General features: G+C 60.7%; 21 protein-coding genes and 1 tRNA gene. 4 read left to right on the plus strand and 18 right to left on the minus strand.

The window, feature by feature from the left end; genetic code table 11:
• The 6 genes from ABIT12_RS00460 to ABIT12_RS00485 all read right to left on the minus strand — a co-directional run.
• A partial coding sequence (locus ABIT12_RS00460; protein WP_348044180.1) for a glycogen/starch synthase occupies window positions 1-987 on the minus strand: 987 nt, incomplete at its 3' end.
• Window positions 984-2,255: a glucose-1-phosphate adenylyltransferase gene (gene glgC, locus ABIT12_RS00465; RefSeq protein WP_348044182.1), complete on the minus strand. Its 1,272-nt coding sequence runs from the start codon at window positions 2,253-2,255 to the stop codon at window positions 984-986. The genes ABIT12_RS00460 and glgC, both read right to left, overlap by 4 nt.
• A gap of 53 nt (window positions 2,256-2,308) precedes the next feature.
• Entirely contained in the window at window positions 2,309-4,504 is a 2,196-nt protein-coding gene (gene glgB / locus ABIT12_RS00470) for a 1,4-alpha-glucan branching protein GlgB (RefSeq protein ID WP_348044184.1), read from the minus strand.
• Between the two features lie 102 nt (window positions 4,505-4,606).
• Window positions 4,607-7,084 (minus strand): glycogen/starch/alpha-glucan phosphorylase, encoded by a 2,478-nt coding sequence (locus ABIT12_RS00475; RefSeq protein WP_348044186.1) that lies wholly within the window; start codon window positions 7,082-7,084, stop codon window positions 4,607-4,609.
• 101 nt (window positions 7,085-7,185) lie between these two features.
• Complete coding sequence (locus tag ABIT12_RS00480) at window positions 7,186-9,048, minus strand: monovalent cation:proton antiporter-2 (CPA2) family protein (protein WP_348044188.1); 1,863 nt, start codon at window positions 9,046-9,048, stop codon at window positions 7,186-7,188.
• Between the two features lie 95 nt (window positions 9,049-9,143).
• Complete coding sequence (locus ABIT12_RS00485) at window positions 9,144-10,409, minus strand: AI-2E family transporter (RefSeq protein ID WP_348044190.1); 1,266 nt, start codon at window positions 10,407-10,409, stop codon at window positions 9,144-9,146.
• Window positions 10,410-10,537: 128 nt separating this feature from the next.
• Between ABIT12_RS00485 and ABIT12_RS00490 the strand changes: the two genes are divergently transcribed.
• Together ABIT12_RS00490 and ABIT12_RS00495 are read left to right on the plus strand one after the other, a co-directional pair.
• A complete protein-coding gene (locus ABIT12_RS00490) occupies window positions 10,538-11,479 on the plus strand; it encodes a nucleoside hydrolase (RefSeq protein ID WP_348044192.1) in 942 nt (313 codons plus the stop codon).
• A 190-nt stretch (window positions 11,480-11,669) separates the two neighbouring features.
• A complete protein-coding gene (locus ABIT12_RS00495; protein ID WP_348044194.1) occupies window positions 11,670-12,281 on the plus strand; it encodes a LysE family translocator in 612 nt (203 codons plus the stop codon).
• Between the two features lie 8 nt (window positions 12,282-12,289).
• On the opposite strand, the gene ABIT12_RS00500 is transcribed toward ABIT12_RS00495, so the two are convergent.
• From ABIT12_RS00500 to ABIT12_RS00525, 6 genes are all read right to left on the minus strand, one after another.
• The gene (locus tag ABIT12_RS00500; protein WP_348044196.1) at window positions 12,290-13,360 is read right to left on the minus strand and encodes an ABC transporter ATP-binding protein; all 1,071 of its coding nucleotides are present in this window, start codon (window positions 13,358-13,360) and stop codon (window positions 12,290-12,292) included.
• A gap of 43 nt (window positions 13,361-13,403) precedes the next feature.
• Window positions 13,404-14,294: a carbohydrate ABC transporter permease gene (locus ABIT12_RS00505; RefSeq protein ID WP_348044198.1), complete on the minus strand. Its 891-nt coding sequence runs from the start codon at window positions 14,292-14,294 to the stop codon at window positions 13,404-13,406.
• A gap of 1 nt (window position 14,295) precedes the next feature.
• Entirely contained in the window at window positions 14,296-15,204 is a 909-nt protein-coding gene (locus ABIT12_RS00510) for a sugar ABC transporter permease (RefSeq protein ID WP_348044200.1), read from the minus strand.
• A gap of 59 nt (window positions 15,205-15,263) precedes the next feature.
• On the minus strand, window positions 15,264-16,523 hold the full coding sequence (locus tag ABIT12_RS00515; RefSeq protein ID WP_348044202.1) for an extracellular solute-binding protein: 1,260 nt from the start codon (window positions 16,521-16,523) through the stop codon (window positions 15,264-15,266).
• A gap of 74 nt (window positions 16,524-16,597) precedes the next feature.
• The gene (locus ABIT12_RS00520; protein ID WP_348044204.1) at window positions 16,598-17,530 is read right to left on the minus strand and encodes a sugar phosphate isomerase/epimerase; all 933 of its coding nucleotides are present in this window, start codon (window positions 17,528-17,530) and stop codon (window positions 16,598-16,600) included.
• Between the two features lie 12 nt (window positions 17,531-17,542).
• Window positions 17,543-18,577 (minus strand): Gfo/Idh/MocA family oxidoreductase, encoded by a 1,035-nt coding sequence (locus tag ABIT12_RS00525; RefSeq protein ID WP_348044206.1) that lies wholly within the window; start codon window positions 18,575-18,577, stop codon window positions 17,543-17,545.
• A gap of 256 nt (window positions 18,578-18,833) precedes the next feature.
• Here ABIT12_RS00525 and ABIT12_RS00530 point away from each other — a divergent pair, with 256 nt between their 5' ends.
• Together ABIT12_RS00530 and ABIT12_RS00535 are read left to right on the plus strand one after the other, a co-directional pair.
• Window positions 18,834-19,868 carry a substrate-binding domain-containing protein gene (locus tag ABIT12_RS00530; protein ID WP_348044208.1) on the plus strand — a complete coding sequence of 345 codons (1,035 nt, stop codon included), beginning with the start codon at window positions 18,834-18,836 and terminating at the stop codon, window positions 19,866-19,868.
• Window positions 19,869-19,915: 47 nt separating this feature from the next.
• Window positions 19,916-19,991: transfer RNA gene (locus tag ABIT12_RS00535), tRNA-Ile, on the plus strand.
• Between the two features lie 16 nt (window positions 19,992-20,007).
• On the opposite strand, the gene ABIT12_RS00540 is transcribed toward ABIT12_RS00535, so the two are convergent.
• From ABIT12_RS00540 to ABIT12_RS00565, 6 genes are all read right to left on the minus strand, one after another.
• A complete protein-coding gene (locus tag ABIT12_RS00540; protein WP_348044210.1) occupies window positions 20,008-20,766 on the minus strand; it encodes an SDR family NAD(P)-dependent oxidoreductase in 759 nt (252 codons plus the stop codon).
• A gap of 14 nt (window positions 20,767-20,780) precedes the next feature.
• Window positions 20,781-21,278 (minus strand): 2,4'-dihydroxyacetophenone dioxygenase family protein, encoded by a 498-nt coding sequence (locus ABIT12_RS00545; protein ID WP_348044212.1) that lies wholly within the window; start codon window positions 21,276-21,278, stop codon window positions 20,781-20,783.
• Between the two features lie 36 nt (window positions 21,279-21,314).
• Window positions 21,315-22,157 (minus strand): NAD(P)-dependent oxidoreductase, encoded by an 843-nt coding sequence (locus ABIT12_RS00550; protein ID WP_348044214.1) that lies wholly within the window; start codon window positions 22,155-22,157, stop codon window positions 21,315-21,317.
• On the minus strand, window positions 22,154-23,125 hold the full coding sequence (locus ABIT12_RS00555) for a mannonate dehydratase (protein WP_348044216.1): 972 nt from the start codon (window positions 23,123-23,125) through the stop codon (window positions 22,154-22,156). Before ABIT12_RS00555 ends, ABIT12_RS00550 begins: the two co-directional genes overlap by 4 nt.
• A 65-nt stretch (window positions 23,126-23,190) precedes the next feature.
• The gene (locus ABIT12_RS00560) at window positions 23,191-24,195 is read right to left on the minus strand and encodes an ABC transporter ATP-binding protein (protein ID WP_348044218.1); all 1,005 of its coding nucleotides are present in this window, start codon (window positions 24,193-24,195) and stop codon (window positions 23,191-23,193) included.
• The gene (locus ABIT12_RS00565; RefSeq protein ID WP_348044220.1) at window positions 24,188-25,240 is read right to left on the minus strand and encodes an ABC transporter ATP-binding protein; all 1,053 of its coding nucleotides are present in this window, start codon (window positions 25,238-25,240) and stop codon (window positions 24,188-24,190) included. Before ABIT12_RS00565 ends, ABIT12_RS00560 begins: the two co-directional genes overlap by 8 nt.
• Window position 25,241 lies beyond the last annotated feature (1 nt).

The raw sequence follows: 25,241 nt of genomic DNA on the forward strand, positions 1-25,241 counted from the left end.
GGATCCGAGCACGACGAGCTTGGCGCCCATTGAGACCAGCGTATCGACATGCTCCACCAGCATGTCGAGCCCCTTCTGCCGCGTCAGCCGGCTGACGACGGCGAACAGCGGCCCCGGTGTGTCGTCGAGGCTAAAGCGTAGTTCTAACGCACGTTTGTTTGCCTGGCGCTGATCGGTGCTGTTGTGGCCGAAATTCGTATGGAGGGTCGGATCCAGCTGCGGATCCCACTCCCGATCGTCGATACCGTTGGTGATCCCCACCAGCACGTCCGCCCGCGACCGCAGGATGCCCTCAAGCCCCATGCCGTATTCCGGCGTCTTGATTTCGAGGGCGTAAGTCGGGCTCACCGTGGTGATCGCATCCGCAATCTGCAGGCCCGCCTTGAGATAATTTATCTGCCCGTAATACTCGACCGCGCTTTCGCGAGCCGCCCGAAAATCAAGTCGCAGCTCGTTGAAAATGTCCCAGCCGAACAGGCCCTGGAACGCGATGTTGTGAACCGTCTGGATGGTCTTCACGCGGCTTCCGCCGTTGAACCGCAGGTAAGAAGGCACCAGCCCCGCCTGCCAATCGTGGCAGTGCAGAATGTCCGGCGTTGCGCCATCCACCGCCCCGCGCCCGATTTCATAACCGGCATAGCTTAGGGCAGCAAAACGCCGCCAATTGTCCGGCCAGTCTTTCCGGTCGGGCCCCAGATAGGGATTGCCGGGGCGATCAAACAGATGATCGGCTTGGAGGACGATCAGATCGAGACCCTTCGCCCGCCCGGCGATCAGCGCCGCCGGCCCGCCGAAGAAATCGGCATAGGACGCAAGCGTTGTCTCGCCTTCGAGCGCGCTCATGACCGCCGGATAGCCCGGCACCAGTGTCCGCACGTTCACGCCGTGATCCGCAAGGGCGCGCGGCAACGCACCTGTCACGTCGGCCAGCCCACCCGTCTTGATCAACGGGTAGACCTCCGACGTGACCGAGACGATTTCGATCATTTGCTCGCCTGATAGTGATTGAGCATCGGCTGTGTAATCAGCGTCACCCCATCATCGGTTCGGCGGAACCACTTCTTGTCGAACTCCGGATCCTCTCCGACGACGAGGCCCTCCGGAATGACGACACCCCGGTCGACGACAACCTTTCGCAGGCGGGCACCGCGATTGACGGTGCAGTACGGCAGCACCACCGCTTCATGCAGTTCGGAATACGAGTGAACGCGAGAGCCTGTCGACAACAGCGTCCGGTCCAGCGCACCGCCCGACACGATACAGTCTCCGGAGACCAGCGAGTTGACGGCGGAGCCGCGGCGGCCTTCGAAATCGTGCACGAATTTGGCCGGTGGCGTGATCTCCGCGAAGGTCCAGATCGGCCAATCGCGATCGTAAAGATCGAGCTGTGGATTGATGTCGGTCAGATCGATCGAAGCCTTCCAGTAAGCATCAATCGTGCCAACGTCGCGCCAGTAGGCCACTTCTTCTTTCGAGGAACGAACGCAGGAGCGGGTGAAGCGGTGCGCCCAGGCAGTGCCGTTCTTGACGATATAGGGAATGATGTCCTTGCCGAAATCGCGGCTGGAGCCTTCTGTAGCGGCGTCGCGACGCAACTGTTCCATCAGGAACCGCGTCTCGAACACATAGATGCCCATCGAAGCCAGCGCCATGTCCGGCTTGTCCGGAATGCCAGGCGGGTCCTTGGGCTTTTCGATAAAATCGATCACCCGGTCGCGGCCATCGACATGCATCACGCCAAAACCCGCTGCTTCCATGCGGGGCACTTCCAGGCACCCGATGGTCACGTCGGCCCCGGTGTCCACATGCTGGCGCAGCATGATTTCATAGTCCATCTTGTAGATATGATCGCCCGCCAGCAACACGATATAGCGCGGACCATAATCCTCGATGATGTCCATGTTCTGGTACACCGCATCGGCAGTGCCGGCATACCACATGTCTTCCTTGACGCGCTGGCTGGCCGGCAGCACGTCAAAACTCTCGTTTCGCTCGGTGCGCAGGAAATTCCAGCCACGACCCAGATGGCGGATCAGGCTGTGCGCCTGATACTGCGTCGCCACCGAGATACGGCGAATGCCCGAATTGATGGCGTTGGACAGCGCGAAATCGATGATGCGCGACTTGCCGCCGAAATACACCGCCGGCTTGGCGCGCCGGTCGGTCAATTCCATCAGTCGTGTCCCGCGGCCACCGGCGAGGACGTAGGCCATGGCCTCGCGTGCGAGCGGTGATGGAACTCTATAGTCAGCCATTATACCCTCCTCATAGTGCCCGGATTAATCCGGGTCTGTGCACCGATACCGGATCAATCCGGCTCGAATTTCAAAAACAGCGTCGACAGCGGTGGCAGATAGAGATTGGCGTAAGCCGGCCAATGCCCGCCCTTGCCTTCCAGCGCCGTCACCACGCCCTGATTGCCTGTATTGGACCCCGAATACCAACCGGCATCGGTATTGATCCGCTCCACCCATTTGCCGGCGACCGGCATCGGGATGGTATAGTTCTCGCGTGGCACTGGCGTGAAATTGGAGACGCACACCACCGGATCCTCGCCCGGCGCGCGGCGCACCCAGGCAAACACCGAGTTGGCGTGGTCATTGCCAATGATCCACTCAAACCCTTCAGGCTCGCAATCGCGGGCATGCAGCGCCGGCAACTGCCGGTAGGCGGTGTTCAGATCGGTCACCAGCCGCCGCACGCCCTCGTGCATACCGGCGTCGAGCAGCCACCAGTCGAGCGCCTTGGCCTCGGCCCACTCTTCACGCTGAGCAAATTCCTGGCCCATGAACAGCAGCTTCTTGCCGGGGAAACCCCACATGAACGCGTAATAGGCGCGCAGATTGGCAAACTGCTGCCAGTCATCGCCCGTCATCTTGTCGATCAGCGAACCCTTGCCGTGAACCACTTCGTCGTGGCTGAGCGGCAGCACGAAGTTTTCCGAAAAGGCGTATATGGCAGCAAAGGTCATGTCGTTGTGGTGGAAGCGACGATGCACCGGCTCACGGCTCATATATTTGAGCGTGTCGTTCATGAAGCCCATGTTCCACTTGAACCCGAACCCCAGCCCACCAGTATGCACTGGCTGGCTGACGCCCGGCCATGAGGTGGATTCTTCGGCAATGATCATGGTGCCGGGATGTAGGCGATAGGCCTCGGTATTAACGCGGCGCAGGAACTCCACCGCCTCGATATTCTCGTTGCCACCAAATTTGTTGGGCACCCACTGGCCCGACTGGCGCGAGTAATCGAGGTACAGCATCGACGCCACGGCATCGACGCGCAGCCCGTCGAGATGGAATGTCTCCAGCCAGTACAAGGCGTTGTTGACGAGGTAGGACACCACTTCCTTGCGGCCGAAATTGTAGATCGCCGTGTTCCAGTCCGGATGGTACCCCTGCCGCGGATCGGCATGTTCATAAAGCGCGGTGCCATCGAAATGAGCCAGACCATGCTCATCGGTCGGAAAATGGGCCGGAACCCAATCCAGGATAACGCCCAGACCGGCCTCGTGCGCGGCATCGACGAAGCGGGCAAACGCCGCCGGATCGCCATGGCGCGCGGTGGGCGAATACATGCCGACCGGCTGATAGCCCCAGCTTGGATCAAACGGATGCTCGGTGATCGGCAACAGCTCGATATGGGTGTAACCCATGTCGGCCACATAGGGCACCAACTGCTCGGCAAGCTGATCATAGGTCAGGAACCCGCCATCGGGACGGCGCCGCCATGACCCCAGATGCACCTCATAGATCGACATCGGCGTGCGGCGCCAATCGCGCTGGCCGCGCTCCTCGATATATTTGGCATCGGTCCATTTGAATGGCGTCGGATCCGGCACCACCGAAGCGTTCTTCGGGCGCAGTTCCGATTGGCGCGCAAACGGATCGGCCTTGAGCGGCAGAACTTCGCCGTTTGGACCCAAAATTTCGTATTTGTAGATGGTCCCGGTACCCAGCACCGGCACGAACACTTCCCAGATGCCGGTATCGTAGCGCTTGCGCATCGGATTGCGGCGGCCGTCCCAATCATTGAACGGACCGACGACGCTGACGCGCTGCGCATTGGGCGCCCATACCGCAAAATGCGTGCCGTGGATGCCCTCGAATTCCATCTCGTGGGCGCCGAGCTTGTCGAACAGCCGCAAATGGCTGCCCTCACCGATGTAATAATCATCCATCGGGCCCAGCACCGGGCCGAAGCTATAGGGGTCGTACACATCCCATTCGCCGCCGGCATTCTTGGCGTGGTAGCGGATCGGCTGCTGCTGCTCGATCTTGACCTTGCCCTCGAAGAACCCGGCCTTGTGGCGCGGAATCAGATGGCCGAGCTCCTTGCCGTCGAGCGTAAACGCCGTCAGCATTTCAGCATTGGGAACAAAGGCACGCAGCACGAATTGGTCGTCGATATTCTGCAGCCCAAGAAATGCAAACGGATTGCCGTGCTGGCCACCCACAATTGCTTCAACTTCCCTGATATCTGCCTGCCAGTTTTCCTTGGTCAAACGCGCTTCCCCTCACCAAAATAACACGCTGCGCACACCCCACCCCTGGGATGCGCATCGCTTCGGACCTCACCGCTCGCAACGGCGAGGCCCTATAATCGTCTAGGCGTTCGGCACTTTCACGCCCCAGATGTCCTCGGCATACTGCCGGATTGTCCGGTCTGACGAGAAGAAGCCAACCCGGGCCGTGTTGCGGATCGCCATGGCGTTCCAGCGGCGTGTATCGGCCCAGATAGTGTCCACCTTGGCCTGTGCCGCCGAATAGGCTTCGAAATCGCGCGCCACCATGAACCAGTCATGGTCATAGAGCCCGCCGATCAGATCCCGATACCGGTTGGGATCATCCGGCGAGAACACGCCGGAACTGATCGATTCCAGCACTTCCTTGAGCCGGGGCGACGCATCGATTGCGGCACGCGGCACTTCGCTGCGGGCGCGCTTGTCGTTCACTTCCTCGGTAGTCAAACCGAAGATGACGATGTTTTCTTCGCCCACTTCATGGTGCATTTCGACATTGGCACCATCCATGGTGCCGATGGTCACTGCACCATTGGCCATGAACTTCATGTTGCCCGTGCCCGATGCTTCCATGCCGGCGGTCGAAATCTGCTCGGACAGGTCCGCGGCAGGCACGATGACCTCGGCCAGGGAAACATTGTAGTTTGGCAGGAACACCACCTTGAGCAGGCCGCGCACCGATGGGTCGTTATTGATGGTCTTGGCCACGTCGTTGATCAGCTTGATGATGAGCTTGGCGTTCCAGTAGCCCGGCGCCGCCTTGCCCGCGAAGATCTTAACGCGCGGAACCCAGTCGCGTTCCGGATGCGCCCGAATTTCATCATATTCAGCAACGGCTTGGATGATGTTCAACAACTGACGCTTGTATTCATGGATGCGCTTGATCTGCACGTCGAACATCGCATTGGGCGAAACGGTAATGCCCATCCGGTCCTTGATCAGCCCGGTCAGCCGCTGTTTGTTGGCCTGCTTGACCGCAACGAACTGTTCCTGAAACGTCGGATCGTCGGCATGGGCATTCAGGCCCTGCAGCAGATCGATATTGTCGAGGAATTCCGGTCCGATCCGCTCCGTGATCAGCTTGGTAAGCCCGGGATTGCACTGCATCAACCAGCGTCGCGGCGTGATGCCATTGGTCTTGTTGTTGATGCGGTCCGGGTAGAGTTTGTGCAGGTCGGAGAACACCGTCTTTTTCATCAGTTCGGTGTGCAGCGCCGAAACGCCGTTGATCGAATGCGAACCGACAAACGCCAGTTGCCCCATACGCACGCGCCGACCGCCGTTTTCGTCGATCAGCGACACATTGGCGATCTGGCCCTCGGTAAACTTGGCTCGCACCCGCGCTTCCGTCAAAACCTCGGCATTGATCGCGTAAATGATCTGCATGTGGCGCGGCAACAGCCGCTCCAGCAGTGCCACCGGCCACGATTCCAGCGCCTCGGGCAGCAGCGTATGGTTGGTATAGCCAAACACGCCCTTGGAGAGCTTCCAGGCCGCCGCCCATTCCATGCCATTCTCGTCGATCAGGATGCGCATCAACTCGCAGATCGAAATCGCCGGATGGGTATCGTTGAGATGGATCGCCACCTTGTCCGGCAGCGAGCCGAGATCGCCATATTGCTGCAGATGCCGCCGAACAATGTCCTGCAGCGATGCCGACGAGAAGAAGAATTCCTGCCGTAGGCGCAATTCCTGGCCTGCCGCCGTGGCGTCAGCCGGATACAGCACGCGGGTGATCGCTTCAGCGCGGGAGCTTTCTTCCAGCGCGCCGATATGGTCGCCCGAGTTGAACTTGTCCAACAGGATCGGATCGATCGGCTGGGCCGACCACAGGCGCAGCGTATTCACCCGCGCCCCGCGCCACCCGACGATCGGGGTATCGAAGGCAACGGCCAGAACGTGATCGTTCGGGCGCCATTCCTGGCGCACCTTGCCATCCGCATCGGTCACCGGCACCACGGCGCCGCCGAAGCCGACTTCATAGGCGCTTTCGCGCCGCTCGAATTCCCACGGATTGCCGTGCGCCAACCATTCTTCGGGCAGCTCAACCTGCCACCCTTCGCTCATTTCCTGCCGAAACAGACCATGCACATAGCGAATACCATAGCCATAGGCCGGGATTTTGACCGAGGACATCGATTCAAGAAAACACGCCGCCAACCGGCCCAAGCCACCATTGCCCAGAGCCGCATCGGGCTCGAGGTTGATCAGGTCGCCCAGATCGACATTGAGGTTCTTGAGCGCGTCGCGCACCGGTTCGATCAGCCCAACATTGCTCATCGCATCGCGCATCAGGCGACCGATCAGGAACTCGAGGCTAAGGTAATAGACGCGCTTCTGCGACGTGCGCCAGGTCTCTCTGGATGACTCCATCCAGCGATCCATCACACGGTCGCGCACCGTCAGGATGGTGGCGGCAAGCCAGTCATACTTACGGGCAACAATAGGGTCTTTACCGACCGAATAGATCAGCCGTTCAAGGATTTCGGCCTGAATAGCCTCAACGGTAGTGGCGCGAGGCTCTGGCGTAGGGGCGTCGAAAACGATCGGCTGTTGCGGCATTTCGCAATCCAGGTTTCATGACGATGTATTCCCCTCAGTTCGAGCAGTCTTGCACTTAATTTATGCAGTTGAAAGCCCTTAAACTTTTGGAGCCGTGCGGATCAGGTTTGCGGTGGCGGGATGACGGCATCGGCAACCGATTTCTCGATTTGCGCCGGGGCCAAGTCCACGCCGCCTTCACGCGCCTGATCGGCAGCGTTCCTGAGCAAAAGGCTGCGCGCCAGATCGAGCGGATCGGAATTGTCGAGCAACTGTCCCTCGAACCGCAGCCGGTCTCGTTCGCGTACCCCGTCAAGCACGGCTTCGACCTCGTCTTCGGCAGCACCCAATATCCGGATTGCTTCACCACCAAACACGATTGCCGATTCGAACATTTCGCGCAGTTGGTAGTCGACGCCGGCCTTGATCAGCTCGATGGCATGGACTCGGTCATAGGCACGCGCCATCACCTTGACCAATGGGAACTCGGTGCGGAATAGTTCGGCAATACGCGTGGCGGCGACCTTGTCATCGATACAGATCAGGACCAGATCGGCGTTGGCCGCGCCCGCTGCATGCAGAATATCGAGCCGTGCGCCATCACCATAATATACCTTCATGCCGAACTGCGCCGCGACGCGGATCATGTCGGTGTCATTGTCGATGATCGACAGGCGATGGCCCTGCCCCAGCAAAGCCTGGCTGGTGATCTGGCCGAACCGGCCAAAGCCGATGACCAGGATGCGTTCGTTCAGCCCTTCGGCAACCTCGACACCCACCATCGACTGCGTTGCTTTCGGCAGCACATAGCGCAGCGCGATGATCGAGAACGGGGTGATCGCCATCGAAATGATCACCGTGGCGGTAAAGATCGCATTGGTCGGCGCATCGATCAGGCCAGCGGTGGCCGCAGTGGTGTAGAGCACAAAGGCAAATTCGCCGCCCTGCGACATCAAAACGGCGCGCTCCAGCGCTTCCCGGTGATCCGATTTCAGTGCCCGCGCAATCCCATAGATCACCAGCGCCTTGGCGATCATGTAGCAGACCACCGCAACAACAATGATCCGCCAGTTGTCGGCAACGATGGTCAGGTCCAGCGACATGCCGATGGCGAGGAAAAACAACCCGAGCAGAATGCCGCGGAACGGCTCGACATCGGCCTCCAGCTGATGCCGGAAGGTCGAGGTCGACAGCAGCACGCCGGCCAGAAATGCACCCATCGCCATCGACAGGCCGCTGACCTGCATCAACAAAGCTGCACCCAGCACCACCAAGAGCGCCGCCGCCGTCATCACTTCCCGCTGCTTGACCGAGGCCAGAATGGAAAACAGCGGGTTCATGATCCGCTGTCCGAGGAAAATCAGCAGGCCGATGGCGCCCAACGCAATGCCGATGCTGCCAAAGCGCTCCAGCAGGCTTTCGTCGCCAGTCGATGGCGCCAAAATGGCAATGATTGCCAGCAGCGGCACGATCGCCAGGTCTTCCAGCAGCAGGATCGAGACGATTTTCTGCCCGCCATCGGTGGTCAACTCGCCCCGTTCACCCAGGATTTGCATGACGATGGCCGTGGACGTCAAAACGAAACCCATGCCAAAGATAAACGACACCACCGGCGAGAACCCGAGCAGCACCCCGACGCCGGTCAACACCGCGCCGCAACCGGCAACCTGCAACACGCCCAGCCCAAAAATCTGCTTTCGCAGCGCCCACAGCTTGGCGGGCTCCATTTCCAGCCCGATAATGAACAGGAACATCACGACGCCGAGTTCGGCCGAGGCCAACACCGCGCTGGGATCGCGAATCAATCCAATGCCCGAAGGTCCGAGCAGTAGCCCGGCAGCGAGATAGCCCAGCACCGAACCCAACCCCAGCCGCTTGAACAGCGGTACGGCAATAACCCCTGCCGCCAACAGCGCCACCACCGGCACCAGATTGATGCCGTGGCTCACCGCCTCGGCGCCCTGCGCAATAACTTCACCCGCCACTGACCGTCCCCGACCTGCTGCCACGTCGCTGCGGCACACGGTTACATTGTTCGGTTACAAAACGGCGCGTCAAGCAAGCACAGCGCAGGGCAGTGTCACGCCGGAGCTTCAACGCCGCTTGGCGCGGTGCCATCGGGTGGAATGAGTTTGGATTTTTTCGCATCGGCGTCGTCGGCGGACTGTTGAGCCTGCTCGCGGATCACCGCCGCCGCATTGGCCAGCAGTGCCTCACGATCAGTCATGTTGCGCGTCCGCCGAATCGGCTTGCTCGGCATCAACTGCTTGCGTGGCAGGGCATGATCCAGAATCGAAGTAACGATCAGCAGTGACGGCACGGCCACCAGCCCACCCACCGGCCCCCACGCCCACAGCCAGAAGGTGATTGACAGGAAAATCACGAACGGATTGAGCGTCATGGTACGCCCGATGAAATGCGGCGTGATCAGCTGACCTTCGATAAAGTTGATCGCCATATAGCAGCCAACCGGCAGCAGGATATGTTCCAGCCCGGTCTGCGTGCCCAGGCCGACCGCCACCAGCACCACCGCCATGACGCCCTGCCCGACATAGGGAATGTAGTTGAGCACCGCCGCCAGCGCGCCCCACAGGACTGGCGAGGGCATGCCGATAGCCCACATCGCCAGCGACACCGCGATGCCGACACAGGCATTGATGAAGGTGATCGACAGCAGGAAGCGCGATACGCGATGCTCGACGTCCTCGAAAATATGCGCAGTGCGCCAGCGCACGCGGCGACTGATACACAGCGACAGCACCGAAATCCGGATGTGGTTGCGGGTGGCGACAAAGAAGTACAGGCTCGCCAGAAAGATCAGCACCTGCGCCGCAATGGCTGGCGCCAGGAACGCAATACTGGTCACCGGACCGCCATCTTCAACCGTAACCGCCATTGAACTGGAATTGCCGAATATTCCGGTAAGCTGTTGCTGGAACGAGCCAATTGCCTGCAATGGCGCCTGCCAGTTATCCAGTTCCGCCTTGAGTTTCTCCCAAATCAACGGCCCGCGTGCCACCCATTCGGACAGCGGCACTGCAAACAGCAGCATGCCACCCACAATCACCCCGATCAGCATCAGCACCACAACAGCCGCAGACAATGCCGGGGGGACGCCAAAACGCTCGACCCGATCGGCCACCGGGCCGAACATCAGGCCAATCACGATTGCCAGCATTATCGGCGCCAGGATGACCTTGCCCACTTCGAGCGCCACCAGCAGGACGACCAGGCCGATAAGCACCATCGAGCCCTTGGCCGCATTGCCCAGAATGCGTTCGAACTGGCTGTCCACCACCTCGGGGATGACGGCCACGCGGGGCAAGCGGGTTGCAGTTTTGGCCATGATCGGAAATCTCCTCGGTCACAAACGAGGCGATGCCGTAAACGTTCCTTTGCCGATGCACGATGGCAAGTGTCGACCGCGCCGGTCACACTCGCTATCATCGGTGCAAATCACCTGGAGGATCAACCATGCCCCGTAAAATCATCATCGACACCGATCCCGGCCAGGACGACGCCGTCGCCATCCTGCTGGCGCTGGCCTCGCGCGAAGAGCTTGATGTGCTGGGCATTGTCGCCGTCGCGGGCAATGTCGGCCTGCACCACAATGCCAATAATGCGCTCAAGATCGTCGAACTGTCGGGCCGCGTCGAAGTGCCGGTCTACGCCGGCTGCTCCCGCCCGCTGCGCCGCCATCTGGTGACGGCCGAGCACGTCCATGGTGACACTGGCCTCAACGGCCCCGACCTGCCCGAACCGGCCAAGAAACTCGAAGCCCAGCACGGCGTCGATTACCTGATCGACACGCTGATGGCGGCCGAATCCAAGACCATCACCCTCTGCACGCTGGGACCGCTGACCAATATCGCCATGGCGCTGATCAAGCAGCCGGCGATCGCCGACCGTATCGCCGAAATCGTCATGATGGGCGGCGCCTATTTTGAAGTGGGCAACATCACCCCGGCCGCCGAATTCAACATCTATGTCGACCCCGAAGCCGCCGACGTGGTGCTCCGATGCGGCGCCCCCATCACAGTGCTGCCACTGGACGTCACCCATCAGATCCAGTCGACCCCGCCCCGTCTCGACGCCATCAAGGCACTGGGCAACAAGACCGGCGCCGCCGTACACGCCATGCTGACCTTCTCGGAAACCTTTGACCTGGAAAAATACGGCTGGGACGGTGCGCCGCTACACGACCCCACCGTGATTGCCTACCTGCTCAAGCCCGAACTGTTCGAAGGCCGCCACTGCAACGTCGCCATCGAAACCGCCAGCGAACTGACCGTGGGTATGACCGTGGTGGATTACTGGCATGTCACTGGCCGCGTGCGAAACGCCAATTACCTGCGCAACGGCAATGCCGAGGGGTTCTTCAAGCTGCTGACAGAACGGTTGGCGCGGTTGCCTTAAATCTTCTTCTTCCTTCTCCCCTTGAGGGAGAAGATGCCCGAAGGGCGGATGAGGGGTCTTTTCTTGTGTCAGCGGTTGCGGTGACAACCCCTCCCCCTCAAGGGGCGAGGGAGGCCGGTACGCAGAGCGTATCTAGCCATTCTCCCAAACCCAGCGTAGTTTCCGCCCCTCACTCCATCGGATACGTCAAATGGACCCCATCACCCTCCTCACCTTTACCGCTGCCTATGCCATTGCCGTGCTGGTCCCCGGCCCCGGCGTAGCCGCCGTCGTGGCCCGAGCCCTGGGTGGCGGGTTCAAGGGCGCCTTCCCCATGGTGCTGGGCATTCTGGCCGGCGACCTGGTGTATTTTGTTTTTGCGGTGTTTGGCCTTGCGGCCATCGCCCATGTATTCGGGCCGGTCTTTATCGTCATCCGCTTCGCGGGTGCCGCCTACCTGCTCTACGTCGCCTACAGGTTCTGGACCGCCAAGCCGGGCGCCGAGCAGATGAAGCCGCGCAGCGAAGGCTGGCTCAAAACCTTCCTCGCCGGTTTTTCACTGACCATGGGCAATCCCAAGACCATCGTGTTCTATCTCGCCATCCTGCCCACGGTGATCCCGCTCGACAAGATGAACCCGCTGGCTTTTGCCGAACTGACCTTCATCGTCGTGGCGGTGCTGCTGATCATCGGCTGCGGCTATGCCCTGCTGGCGTCCGCCGCCCGCGACATGTTTCGCAGCCAGAAGGCGCTGGGCCGCCTGAACAAAACCGCCGGCGCTATGATGGCGACGGCGGCTGGTCTTGTGGTGTTTCAGCACTGAACTAAGGCTTAAATCGCCTTTTCAGTCGCACCGTCGAACAGGTGAATATGGTGCGGCTCGATCCGCACGCCCACATTATCGCCCGCCTTGATATCGCTGCGGCTCTGTTCGACCAGGGTCAACTGTGGGGTGGTGTCGGTGGTCACATAGGTCATCGACCCCGTGGACTCCACCACCAGCACCGGCACCTTGATGCTGGCCTGTTCCAACGGCACCAGGCTCAGGTGCTCGGGCCGCAGCCCGACCAGAACCTTGCGCCCCGGGTCAGCCTGGCGGCCCAGCGCCACAACCGGAGCGTCGGGCAGATCGAGCACCACATCCGCACCGCTGGCGGCAATGGTGCCCGTTACGAAGTTCATCGCGGGAGACCCGATGAACCCCGCAACGAACTTGTTGGCGGGCGTATCGTACAGCTCCAGCGGACGGCCCTGCTGTTCGATGATCCCGTCACGCATGACCACTACATAGTCGGCCATGGTCATGGCTTCGATCTGGTCGTGCGTCACATAGACCGAGGTCGCCCCGAGCCGGTCGTGCAGCGCACGAATTTCCTTGCGCATCTGCACGCGCAGCGCTGCATCAAGGTTCGATAGCGGTTCGTCGAACAGGAACGCCTTGGGATGGCGGATAATCGCCCGACCCATGGCGACGCGCTGGCGCTGCCCGCCGGAGAGTTCGCGCGGATAGCGGTCGAGCAGGCCGGTCAGCCCTGTCGTGGTGGCTATTTCCTCGGCCGCCTTGCGAGCATCGGCCTTGGACACGCCGCGCAGGCGCAGCGAATAGGTCAGGTTCTCGGCCACCTTCATATGCGGATAGAGCGCATAGGACTGGAACACCATTGCCACGTCGCGCTTGCGCGGCGGCACCTGGTTGACCACTTCGCCGGCAATGCGGATGGCGCCGCCGGAAATGCTTTCCAGCCCTGCCAGCGAGCGCAGCAGCGTGGACTTGCCGCAGCCCGAAGGCCCTACCAGCGCTACGAAGGTGCCCTTCTCGATGCGCAGGTTGATATCCTTGAGCGCATGAAAGGTGCCGTAGTGCTTGTTGATGTTGGTCAGCTCGATCTGGGTTTCGCTCATGTGTGAGCTCCAATAACAGGCAGGATAATTGTGGCGTGTGGCATCATTTGACCGCTCCCACCACCACGCCGCGCGTCAGCGTGCGCTGGAAGATCAGGAAGAAGATCAGGGTCGGTGCGATACCAAGCAGCGACGCTGCTGCCTGGAACGTGGGGTCGGACATGTTCTGCCCGCGCGTCAGCCCCATCGCCACGGCAACGGTCTGGTTATTGTTGGACACCAGCATCACCAGTGGGATCAGGAACTCGTTCCAGGTCCAGATGAAAAAGAACGTGCCAACCACCATCAGCGATGGGCGCAGCACTGGCACGACGACCTGCCACAACACCTGCCAGCGATTGGCCCCGTCCATCTCGGCTGCTTCGATGATTTCCTTGGGGAAACTGCGCAGCACTGACGTCAGCAGATAGGTGCCGAAAGCGCTCTGCAGCACCGCAAACACGATAATCACGGCCAGTTGGCTATCATACAGCCCGGTTGCCTTGGCCATGTAATACAGCGGGTAAACGATAGATTCCTGCGGCACCATGATGCCCAGCAGCAGCACGACGAGGAAAATGCGCGAGCCTTTGACCCGGCCGATGCCGATGGCATAGGCGTTCAGCAGGCTGATCAGCACGCCGAGCAGCGACACGGCGAGACTGATGATCGTGCTGTTGGCCAGTTTCCGGCCGAAATCGGACAGATTCCAGAAATAGACCAGCGCACTGAAATCCAGGCTTGTCGGAATGGAGAGCGGCCCGTTTCGAGCGTAATCGACGCCACTCTTGATCGCGTTAACGATCGCCAGCAGAAACGGGAACAGCGTCAGCAGCAGCATGAAGGTTACGAGCAGCAGCACCAGCCACCGGAAGGGACTGCGCCGTGGACGATTGTAATCGGTATCATCGGTTCCGCTTGCGGCGGGCGCCGTCGTCAGGGTTGCATCACTCATTTCAGGACTTCCCTTCCTGGCTGGCCTGGAACCTCAGGAAAATCACGGCAAGGACGACGGTCAGCACCGTCTGCACCACAGCTATCGATGCCGCATAGCCAACGCGCTGGGTGGTGAAGAAGTGAAAATACGTCAGGTAGGACGGCACCAGGGTCGCATTGTCCGGTCCGCCGGCAGTGATGACGAAGATTGGTGCGAACACCTTGAGCGCCGCAATCAGCGTTGTCAGCACCACCACGAAAATTTCGGGAGCCAGCAGCGGAATGGTAATGGTAATCAGCCGCTGCCACCAACCGGCGCCATCCAGTTCGGCGGCCTCGTAAAGCGCCGGATCAATGCGCGACAGGCCAGCCATGAACACCACGAGGCAATAGCCCACCTGGATCCAGACGATCACCAGCGACACCGCCGCCAGCGCAAAGGTCGCATCGCCGATCCAGTTTTGTGCCAGTCCGCCCAGGCCAATGGCCTTCAGAACAGTATTAGCGACGCCGACGGGACTCAGAATCCAGCCCCACAGCACACCCGCAGCCGTTACCGGCAGAATTTGCGGAAGATAAAAGCCGGCGCGAAATATGCTGGACGCCGTCTCACCGAACTCATCGCGAACGTAGTCAAACAGCAACGCCGCCAACACTAAGCCGATCATCACCGGAATGATCGTCATCGAAATGATGAACAGCAAGGTATGTTGCATCGACCCCCAGAACTGGACGTCGGTCAGGAGCTTCAGATAATTTTGCAGACCCACAAAACGGGGTAGGCCGACGCCTTTCCAGGCGGTGAAACTCAATGCGAAATTGACGATTTGCGGGATCAAGACGATCGCCAGGAAGCCGACGGCGCCGGGTATCAAGTAGAAGTAGTAACTGCGCCGATCTTCGGTGGCAGAATTGTTAGAATCCGTCATCGTCCCCTCCACAAGGTACCGGACCGCACCTTTCCGGCGCGGTCCGGCAAGCTCAGATTTTACTGATTTTCCTGCGCGTCGTCATAGACCTTCTTGATCTCATCGACGAACTGCTCTGGGGTCAGGGTGCCCTGGAACAGGCCGCTGTCCTTCTGGTTCAGCGTGTCATAGAAGCCCGGAACCGGCCAGTCAGGGTAGAAGCCCAGACCATTGTTGTCCGAGATCTGCTTGAACACCGTCACGGCGTTCTTGCCCACTGGATCGGTGATCGAAGCCGGATCGGCTGCAATCGCCACGCCACCGGCGTTAGCCAGTTCGGTCTGGTACTTCGGCGACAGCGTCAGGCTGATCCATTCTGCAGCCAGATCAGGGTTCTTGGCGCCCGCTGGAATAACCCACAGGTTACCAGTCGAACCCACCGAGTACTTGGCGGTCGGGATCACGAACTGGCCCCACTTGAAGTCCTTGATCGTCGAGCTGAACTTGCCCAGATTCCAGGTACCTGAGACGTACATCGGCGACTTGCCGGACATGAACAGCAGCGCAGCGTCATCGTCCTTCATGCCGGTCGAGTCTTTGCTGATGTAGCCCTTGCTGACCCAGTCGAGCAGCGTCTGGGCAGCATACAGGAAAGGCGCGCCATCAAGCGGAGCCTTCAGGCCCTGATAGTTCTGCACCCAGGTATCGTCAGCCTTGGTGTAGGCCAGCGACGCCAGCAAATGCTGGCCGCTGGTGTCACCGGCGCCCAGAGCCAGCGGGGTTGTGCCCTGCTTCTGGAAATAGTCCATGTCGGCTTCCCACTCGGCGATGGTGGTTGGAGCCTTCAGGCCAGCCTTGTCGAACGCGTCGATATTGTAGAACGCGGAGACGTATTCGCCATTGGCCGGGATGCCCCAGACGTGGCCCGAGCCATAGATGCCCTTGTCGTCATACTTGGACAGCACGAAGTCGCCTTCGTTGAGGATCTTGTCCCAGCCCTGCGACGTCACATAGTCGTCGAGGTTGGTGAGCAGGCCCTGGCTGGAAACGAGGCCGGCGGTGGCATTGCCCTTGTTGTATTCCAAAACGTCCGGAGCCTGATCCGAATTCAGGATCATGCTGCCCGAAGCCTGCAGCTGCGCAAACGTCTTCTGCTCGAAGTTCACCGTGACATCCGGATGCGCAGCCTTGAATTCTTCAAGAGCCTTGGTCCAGGCGGTACCCTGCGCGCTTGCAGGATCCTCGAACCACCATACGCTGAACGTCTTGTCCTGGGCGTGCGCCACGCCACCAGTGAGCACCATAGCGCCAAGCGCCAGGGCCAAAGTTGATAGTTTCATTGTCGTCCTCCCTACGTGCGTTCGCACGGTTGATGTGTCGTAACTTTATGAGACGACACCACTCATTCATCGGCTCAGGCTAGAGAGGGGTCGCCCCCCTCATAGTTTGCGGCCAGATTTACAAAGTCACCGCCACGGCAGTGCTTGAGATAGTTGAGCGCATGGACCTGCCCGGTCATTTCCAACGCGTCGCGATAGACCGGATCGTGCCAGCCTTCGATATCGATCGAGCCGGAATATCCAGCCAGCCGCAGCTCGGAAATCACGTCGGTCCAGTTGGTATCACCAAAGCCCGGGGTGCGCATGAATACGAACTTTTCCTTGCCGAAAATGCCGTGTTCCTTGATCACTTCCCAACGGATCGTGGCGTCCTTGCCGTGCACATGGAAAAACTTGTGCGCCCATTTGCGAATTTGGGGCAATGGATCAATCAGATAGACCATCTGGTGACAGGGCTCCCATTCGAGCCCGATATTGTCGTCCGGTGTCTCGTTGAAGATCAGCTCCCAGGCGTCGGGATTATGCGCGATGTTCCAGTCGCCGGTCGCCCAGTTGCCATCCATGGCGCAGTTTTCGAACGCCAGCCGCACGCCCTTGTCGGCTGCGCGCTTGGCCAGTTCGCTCCATACCTGCTTGTAGCGCGGCAGGCTGTCGGTCAGCGGCTTGTTGCGAATGCGGCCGGTGAAGCCCGCAATGGTCTTGGCGCCGAAATGGTGCGCGTTGTCGATGCAGTCTTTCCAGCCCTGCAGGGTTTCCAGGTCCATCGCCTGTTCTTCGAGCGGATTGCCGAACATGCCCAGCGTGTTGATTTCGATATCGCGGTCGCCAATTGCGGCAAGCGAGCGCTTGCCCAGCTCCGCCAGGTCCTGCCCATTGGTGGTCTGCCAGAAAAACGGCTCGAAACTTTCAAAGCCCATATCGGCCAACTGCCCGATACGTTCGGCGGAGTTGCCGCCCGAGGCGCTGATCATGGTGCCGATGCGGATGGATTTGGCTGCGTTCGTCACTGCTGAAATTCCTTAGATTGCAATTTCGACCCGGCGGCGGCCCTTGGCGCTTTCGATCGCGCCAAACACCATCGCCAGACTATTGATATTGTCGGAGTTGTCGGTCTCGGGCTTGCGCCCGGTTTCGATCGCATCGAGAAACTCGGCCAAAACGCTGGCATGACCATGGGTCTGCGCGTCATTGGCCGGCTCCGGCACGTCGGCAACGCGCAATTCGCGCTGGAACCCGGTGTCGTTGGCAACCACCTTGGCCTCGAAATGGTCAGCGCCATCCCAGACCAGCGTGCCCTTGGAACCAATGATCCGCCACGCCGATTCCCAGCTCGTCGTGGCACCCTCGGCACACCACGAGCCGCGATAGTTGAACACCACATTGTCGGAAAATTCGAAGATCGCATTGGCGGCACCGCCATGGGCGTACCAGGAACCCTTCGGATTGGTTTCGAGGCAATACACCGCCTCCGGCACCTTGCCGGCCATGAAGCGCGCTGCATCCATGGTGTGGATCGACATATCCAGCAGCAGCGGATTTTCCATCTCGTCGCGGAAACCGCCGAAGTGGGCGCCGATAAAGAAATCGCAATTGAGCGAACTAAGTTCGCCCAGCGCTCCGCTCTCGATCAGCCGCTTGATCCGGCGCACACCGGCAATGAATCGACGATTCTGCACCACGGCGTGGATACGCCCTGCCTTGGCGGCCAGTTCGACCAGCGCCTTGCCATCCTGCAACGAATTGGCCATCGGCTTTTCGCTCAGCACATGACAACCATGGCGCAGCCCGGTCTCGACGACGGCGCGACGCGCCACTGGCACGACAACATCAAACAGTAGGTCAGGCTTGGTCTGGGACAGCACCGTATCAAGATCGGTGCCGATCACCGCATTGCTCAGCCCAAACTCGGCCGCACGCGCCTGGGCCGTCGCCAGATCGAGATCGACCAACCCGACAATCTCCACACGCCCACCGACCAATGGACTTTCGGCAATTGCCGTTAGCCAACCCTTGGACATACCGCCGCAACCGGCAAGAACCGCACGAAATGACAAATAAAACCTCCCGACGGATCAAGAATACTCCCGCCAAAGCCGTCTCTGCGGCATTCGGGCGGATTGATCCGTAAACGTTTACGAGATTATATTTGCCCCGTTCCATGTGTCAATAGGGGTTCGTAAACGTTTCAGGTCACCATTGCTGACCCATAACCGGGGCCTGTCGGTCCTGCCCCTATATTTGCCTTGGGTTTCATGCCAAAGGGTGGTTCATCGGCGCGTCAGCGATGACGTTTGGGGGAGCGCAGTTTCGATGAAGGGCATCAGGCGCCTCGCGCAGCATCTCAATGTGTCGATCGGCACGGTGTCGCGCGCGCTCAATGGCAAACCGGACGTCAATGAGGAAACCCGCAAGCGCGTTCTCGCCGCTGCGGCAGAACTCGGCTACGTGCCCAATCAATCCGGCCGCGCGCTGCGCAAGGGTTCGACCGGGGTGATCGGGCTGATGATGGAAACCAGCCCCGAAACTGCCGCCAACAGCGACAACTTCTTTCTTGGCCTGATGGATGGGGTGCAGGGCGCACTGGCCCGGCACAATCTCGATCTGGTCGTGCTGCCCTGCTCGACCGATGAAAACCCCGCCAGCTATGTCCAGCGCATCGTTGGCCGCCGGCTGGTCGATGCCATGATCCTGACCTCGACCCAGCGCCACGACGAGCGCCTCGATTTCCTGTCGCGTTCCAAAATCCCGTTCATCAGCCTGGGGCGCTCCGGCGCCGGAGACAGCCATCCCTGGATCGATCTGGATTTCGAAGGCGTCGCCAATCTCGGTGTCGATCGTCTGGTGGCTCAATCGCACAGCCGCATCGCCGTCGCCGTTCCACCCAGTGACATCAATCTGGGCTTCGTCTTCCTCGAAGCCTATAAAGCGGCGCTGCAACGTCATGGCATCCCGTTTGACCCGGACCTGGTGATCCACGCCAAGTCGAGCGAGCAAGGCGGCTATCTGGCCGCCGACCAATTGTTGCGCATGCCCAACCGACCCACCGCCTTGATGCTGGTCTATGAACTGATGGCCATCGGCGTCTATCGTCGCCTCAACGAAGCCAAACTACAGGCCGGACGCGATATCGCCGTGATCGGCTTTCGCGAGTCCCCGCAATCGCGGTTCCTGTCACCCACCCTCACCTGTTTCCGCCTCTCCCTGCAGGCACTGGGCATTGCCGTGGCAGAATCGCTGCTGGCCACCATGCCCGAATTCCAGGCACTTTATCCCCAGGGTGAAGTCCACATGCTCTGGCCGCTGGAACTGGTCGAAGGCGAAAGCGACACCGGCTTACACCGCTGATCTGGAACAATTTGACATGCCCTATCCGCCTGCTATTGAGGCGGCCGGGGCCCATAGCTCAATGGTTAGAGCCGACCGCTCATAACGGTCTGGTTCCAGGTTCGAGTCCTGGTGGGCCCACCAACACACATCGGCGCTATCAGCTGATCGAATAACCACCATCAACGACCAGCGTTGTTCCGGTCACAAACGCCGCGACCGGCGAGCAGAGATACAGCACCGCGCTGGCGACATCTTCAGGGCTGCCCCAGCGCTTCAGTGGGGTGCGCGCCAGGATCGGGTCCGAGCGGGCCGGGTCATCGCGCAGGGCCTGCGTCAGCGGGGTGGCGATCCATCCCGGCGCCACGGCATTGACCCGGATCGCATCGGCTGCAAAGGCGATGGCGAGGGACTTGGTCAGTTGCGAAATGCCGCCCTTGCTGGCGGAATAGCCCGGCACCAGGCCGCCGCCGAAGATCGACAGCATCGAGGCCAGATTGACGATGGCGCCACGACCAGACGCTGCCAGCAGCGGTCGCGCCGCCGTGCAGCAACGCATGGTGCCGCCGAGGTTGACGTCGACCACCATGTCGAAAACCGCCGGGTCCAGCTCATCGCCACGCCGGATGATGCCGGCGCAATTGACCAGGATATCCAAAGCGGGCAGCCCCGCCATCAGCGCGTTGACCGCCTCGATATCGCGCACATCGAGCAGTGCGAGCCTGGCCTTGGCAAAATCGACGTCGCCCGCCAGCAGGTCGGCCTCGGCCTGCGCGACCCCCACCGCGGTCACCATAGCCCCTGCCCGCAGAAAGGCCCGCGACACCGCAGCACCGATGCCCGAGGTTCCGCCGGTGACCAACACCCGCGCATCGCCAAACCAGCCGGAGGCCCACTGATAGTCCAGGCTATCTGCCATCAAGCTCCGTCCCTTCAGCGGACGAACTGGTCGACATACCCGCCACCCAGTCCCACCTGTTCATAGTGCGCCCGGCACATGTCGATCTTGGTGAACACGTCCTCGTAGCCGATATGCTTATTGTTTTCGTCCAGATAGACCATTGAGCCGGTGATGTTGAAGAAGGTAATCATCTCGCTGCAGTCCTCGGGGACCATCAGTGTATGCACTTCGCCGGGCGGCTCGAACACATAGGAGCCGGTTTCGGCAACCCAATCGTGTTCCTTGTAGAACCAGCGCCCCTTGATCACGTAGCCATGCACCGGATTGGGATGCAGGTGGCGCGACAGCACGCCGGAGCGCCGCACCCGCAACAGGTTGCACCATTGCCCCGCCAGCGTATTGAGCATCAGCGGCCGAAACCACACGTCCCTGGCCTGCGGCACCCAGACCCGCTCGTCCTCGGGCACTGCCGGTACGGCAATTTCGCTGGGCGCCAGTGGATGGGCCGAGCCGAACATGTTCTGATACATCGAGATCTCCTGAAAAATTGGCGCCGGGCCGTGCAGCTACTGCGCATCCCGCATCGCCGCATCGTGGTCCCAGCCAAGCAGGCGCTCCGCCTTCGCCGAGCTGAAAAAACTGCGTAAGCCAGTTAAATCCCCAACGATAGGAACCTCAGGGAAATACCGCGCGGCGAGCTCAAGGCTGGGCACCTCGACCGTAGTGGTGGGCGAGACGATATAGAACACCTCATGGCCCGAAAACCTGCCCTGCAAGCTGCGCAGGCAGGCATCTGCGGCGGCATTGGTGTTGGTCCACGCCCACAGATGCTTGTCCACATTGGGGCCTTCGGCGGGATAGACCGCCGTCGCCATGGCCTTTTCCGGCACCACGTAGTGAAACCGCATGCTGGCAATGCTCAGGCCTTCGTAGCGCCGCGCGAAAGCATCGGCCTGTTGCTCGCAGATCCACTTTGACAGGCTGTATGGATCTTCGCTGTAGTTCGGGTGCGTCTCGTCGAGCGGAAAAAACGCGTAGTGTGGCCGGCGGCTATAGGCGTGGCCGATGGCATTGACGCTCGAGGCCTGACAGACGCGCATGATGCCGTTTTCGGCGGCCGCCCGCAGCGCGTTGTAGCTACCCACCACATTGTTGTTGTGGACAATATGGTCCGGCTGCCGGCCGGGGTTTGGAATGGCCGCCATATGGATCATCGCGTCACAGCCGGCGAAGGCCGCAACCAGCCGGTCATAGTCGTCCATCTCCGCCTCGATGAAACCGACCTCCGGCTGCAGCCCTTCGTGCCGGGGAACCCGGTCAAGCCCGACAACGCTGTGCCCCTGCGCCACGGCAAGTGCGGCGATGGCGCGACCGACGCGGCCGCTTGCTCCCGTCAATGCAATCTTCATTGGGCGTTTCCGTGGTAAACCGCTTCCCGCAGGCCGCGGATATAGCCGATGGCATAAAGCCGCCCGAATGCCGAATAACCGGCATGGGCATTGCTGTCCCCCTCCACTGTGGGCACGTGATCGGGCCGCAGCACGCCGTCGAAATCGATGTCGCGATAGGCCTGCATGCACGCCAGCATGTCGGTCTTGCCGGCATCGTGCCAGGTTTCCTCGAACTTGGCCGGTACGCCGCGCACGTCGCGGAAGTGGATGAAGGAAATCTTTTGGCCAAACTTGCGGATTTCGCGCGGCAGATCGTCGGTCATCAGTGTGAAATTGCCCTGGCACAGGGTGATCGTGTTCATCGGGCTGGGCACCAGTTCGATCAGGCGCTGGTAATTTTCGATCGAGCGTATGATGCGACCGACGCCGCGAATGGGCGACAGTGGCGGATCGTCCGGGTGCATCGACAGTTTCACCCCTGCCCGCTCGGCGACCGGCAGCACCTTGCGCAAAAAATATTCGAGATTAGTCCACAGCGCCTCCTCGTCGATCGGCGGCTCCTTCGTCAGGTCGGCGGGCACATCGTTGAGGTCAAAACTGGTAACCACCGAGCCGCCGCGCGATAGCGTCGCCATATTGGTGCGCACCCAGTTGAAGTCCGTCATCCACTCGTAGCACCACACCGGAATGCCCAGTCTGCCCATGCTTTCGAGCAGGGTGCAGACCACCGCAATCTCCTCGTCACGTCCCGGCAGTCCGCGCTTGGCCTTGTTAAGCGGCGGCCGCGATTCGATCACCACGAGCTTGAAACCGGCCTCTTCGTAAACCTGCTTCATCCGCTGCAGCGGCGCCAGATCGCCAACGCTTTCGCCCGGGCGCAAGCTGTCGAACGGCAATCCGCCCACCGCCAGATTGACACCGGCCTGCAACGCAAGTTTCCACACCGGCGACGGCGTTGGCGAAATGAATTCGGCTATTTCGAGCATCAGACCTCACTCACAAAAGTCAGGCGCGCGGCGATTGGCTGCCGCGCATACGCATGGATGGCGGATCAGGCCGGCAGCAGTTCGGAGAGCCGCTCGGCCACGATTTGGGGCTGCTTGTCGTGCAGGTAGCACGCCGCCGCTTGGCTTGGATTGAGCTGGTACAGCGGCGGTCTGGTCTTGCAGATGTCCATTGCCGCCGGACAGCGCGCCCGGAACGGGCACCCGGTGCTGACGCTGTCGCTTTCGCGCACCATGATCGGCCGTTCGCCCCATCGCTGGTCGAGATTCGGCCATGGGATGGAATCGACCAGCAACTGCGTATAGGGGTGCTGCGGCGACTTGATCACCGCATCGACATCACCCGCCTCCATCACCCCGCCGCGATACAGCACGATGATGGATTTGGCGATGTGATAGGCGGTTGTCAGGTCATGGGTGATGTAGATGATCGACACGCCATGGTCGCGTTGCAAATTGCGCAGCGTTTCCAGAATGTTGGCGCGCAGCGATGCGTCCACCATTGACACCGGCTCGTCGGCGATCAGCAGCCGCGGCTTGAGTAGCAGCGCCCGCGCCACATTGATGCGCTGCCGCTGTCCACCCGAAAGCTGATGCGGGAAACGCCCCAGAATGTCTTCGGGCCGTAGCCCCACGGCGGTCAGCGCCTCCTCCATGCGATTGCGCGCATCGGTCTTGTTGCGGGCCAGCTTGAACCGCTTGATCGGCACCGTCAGCAGGTGATCCACGGTATAAAACGGGTTGAACACGGCGAACGGGTCCTGGAACACCGCCTGCACTTCGCGGCGGTAAGCCATCCGGTCCTTGCCGACCAGGCCGGCAATATTTTGCCCGCGATACAGGATTTGGCCGGTCGTTGCCGTAATAAAGCCAAGCAGCAGCATGGCCAGCGTGGTCTTGCCGCTGCCGCTTTCGCCCGCCACCGTCATGATCGTCGGCTCGTCTTCGCGCAGCGTCAGTGAAATGTCGCGCAACGCGATATTGGCATGCGGGCTGATGATGCCGCGCTGATAGACCTTGGAGACGTTCTTGAGTTCGAGCAGGTTAGCCATGGCGCTGGGCCTCCTCGGCATAGAGGTGGCAGGTCACGGTTCGCCCGCCTTCCAGCGTCACCGGCTCCGGTCGTACCGTGCGTTGCAGTTCTTCCGCATGGGGACAGCGCGGGTGAAAAGCGCAGCCACTGGGCAGGCGCAACAGCGATGGCGCCAGCCCCGGAATGCCTTGGAACACGCCCTTGTTATCCAGATTCGGCAGGCTCGAAATCAGCGCCTGCGAATAGGGGTGCTTCGGCTCGGTGAACATTTCGCGCACGCTGGCCACTTCGACCAGGCGCCCCGCATACATCACCGCAACCTTGTCGACGAATTGCGCCATCAGCCCCATATCGTGGCCGATCAGGATCACCGCGGCGTTGATCTGGTCCTGCACCCGATCAATGGTTTCCATCACCTGGCGTTGGGTCACCACGTCGAGCGCACTGGTCGGCTCATCGGCAATGATCACCTTGGGCTCGAGCAGAATGCCGATGGCAATGCAGACGCGCTGCTTCATGCCGCCGGAGAGTTCGTGGGCGTACATGCGGAAGACGCTTGAATCCAGATCAACTGAAGCCAGCGCATGCATGCAGCGATCCAGGATAGCCGAGCGGCCTTCGCCCGGCATATGCGATTTGATCGCGTCAATCATCTGCGCGCCGATCCGCGTCACCGGATTGAGCGAGTTCATCGCGCCCTGCGGAATATAGGCAATTTTGCTCAGGCGAGCCCGGCGCATGTCCTCGTCATCCAGCGCCATCAGATCGGTGCCATCGATGATGACGCTGCCGCCTTCGATGCGCCCCGGCGGCTTGATCATCCGCATCATGGCCAGCGCCATGGTGCTTTTGCCGGAGCCCGATTCCCCCACCATGCCGAGCTTTTCGCCGGCGCCCAAGGTAAAGCTGACATCGTCAAGCGCCTTGGCCCGGCCCAGATCGGTATAATAGGTAACTTCGAGCCCTTTGACCTGCAGCACGGATTTGGCGCTGCCCGCATCATATGCTGCCGTGGCATTACGCGAGCCGGTCTGTGCGCCGGTGGCGGTTGTGTCCATCATCATT

This window comes from Devosia sp. (genome assembly GCF_039927955.1).
Classification (GTDB): Bacteria; Pseudomonadota; Alphaproteobacteria; order Rhizobiales; family Devosiaceae; genus Devosia.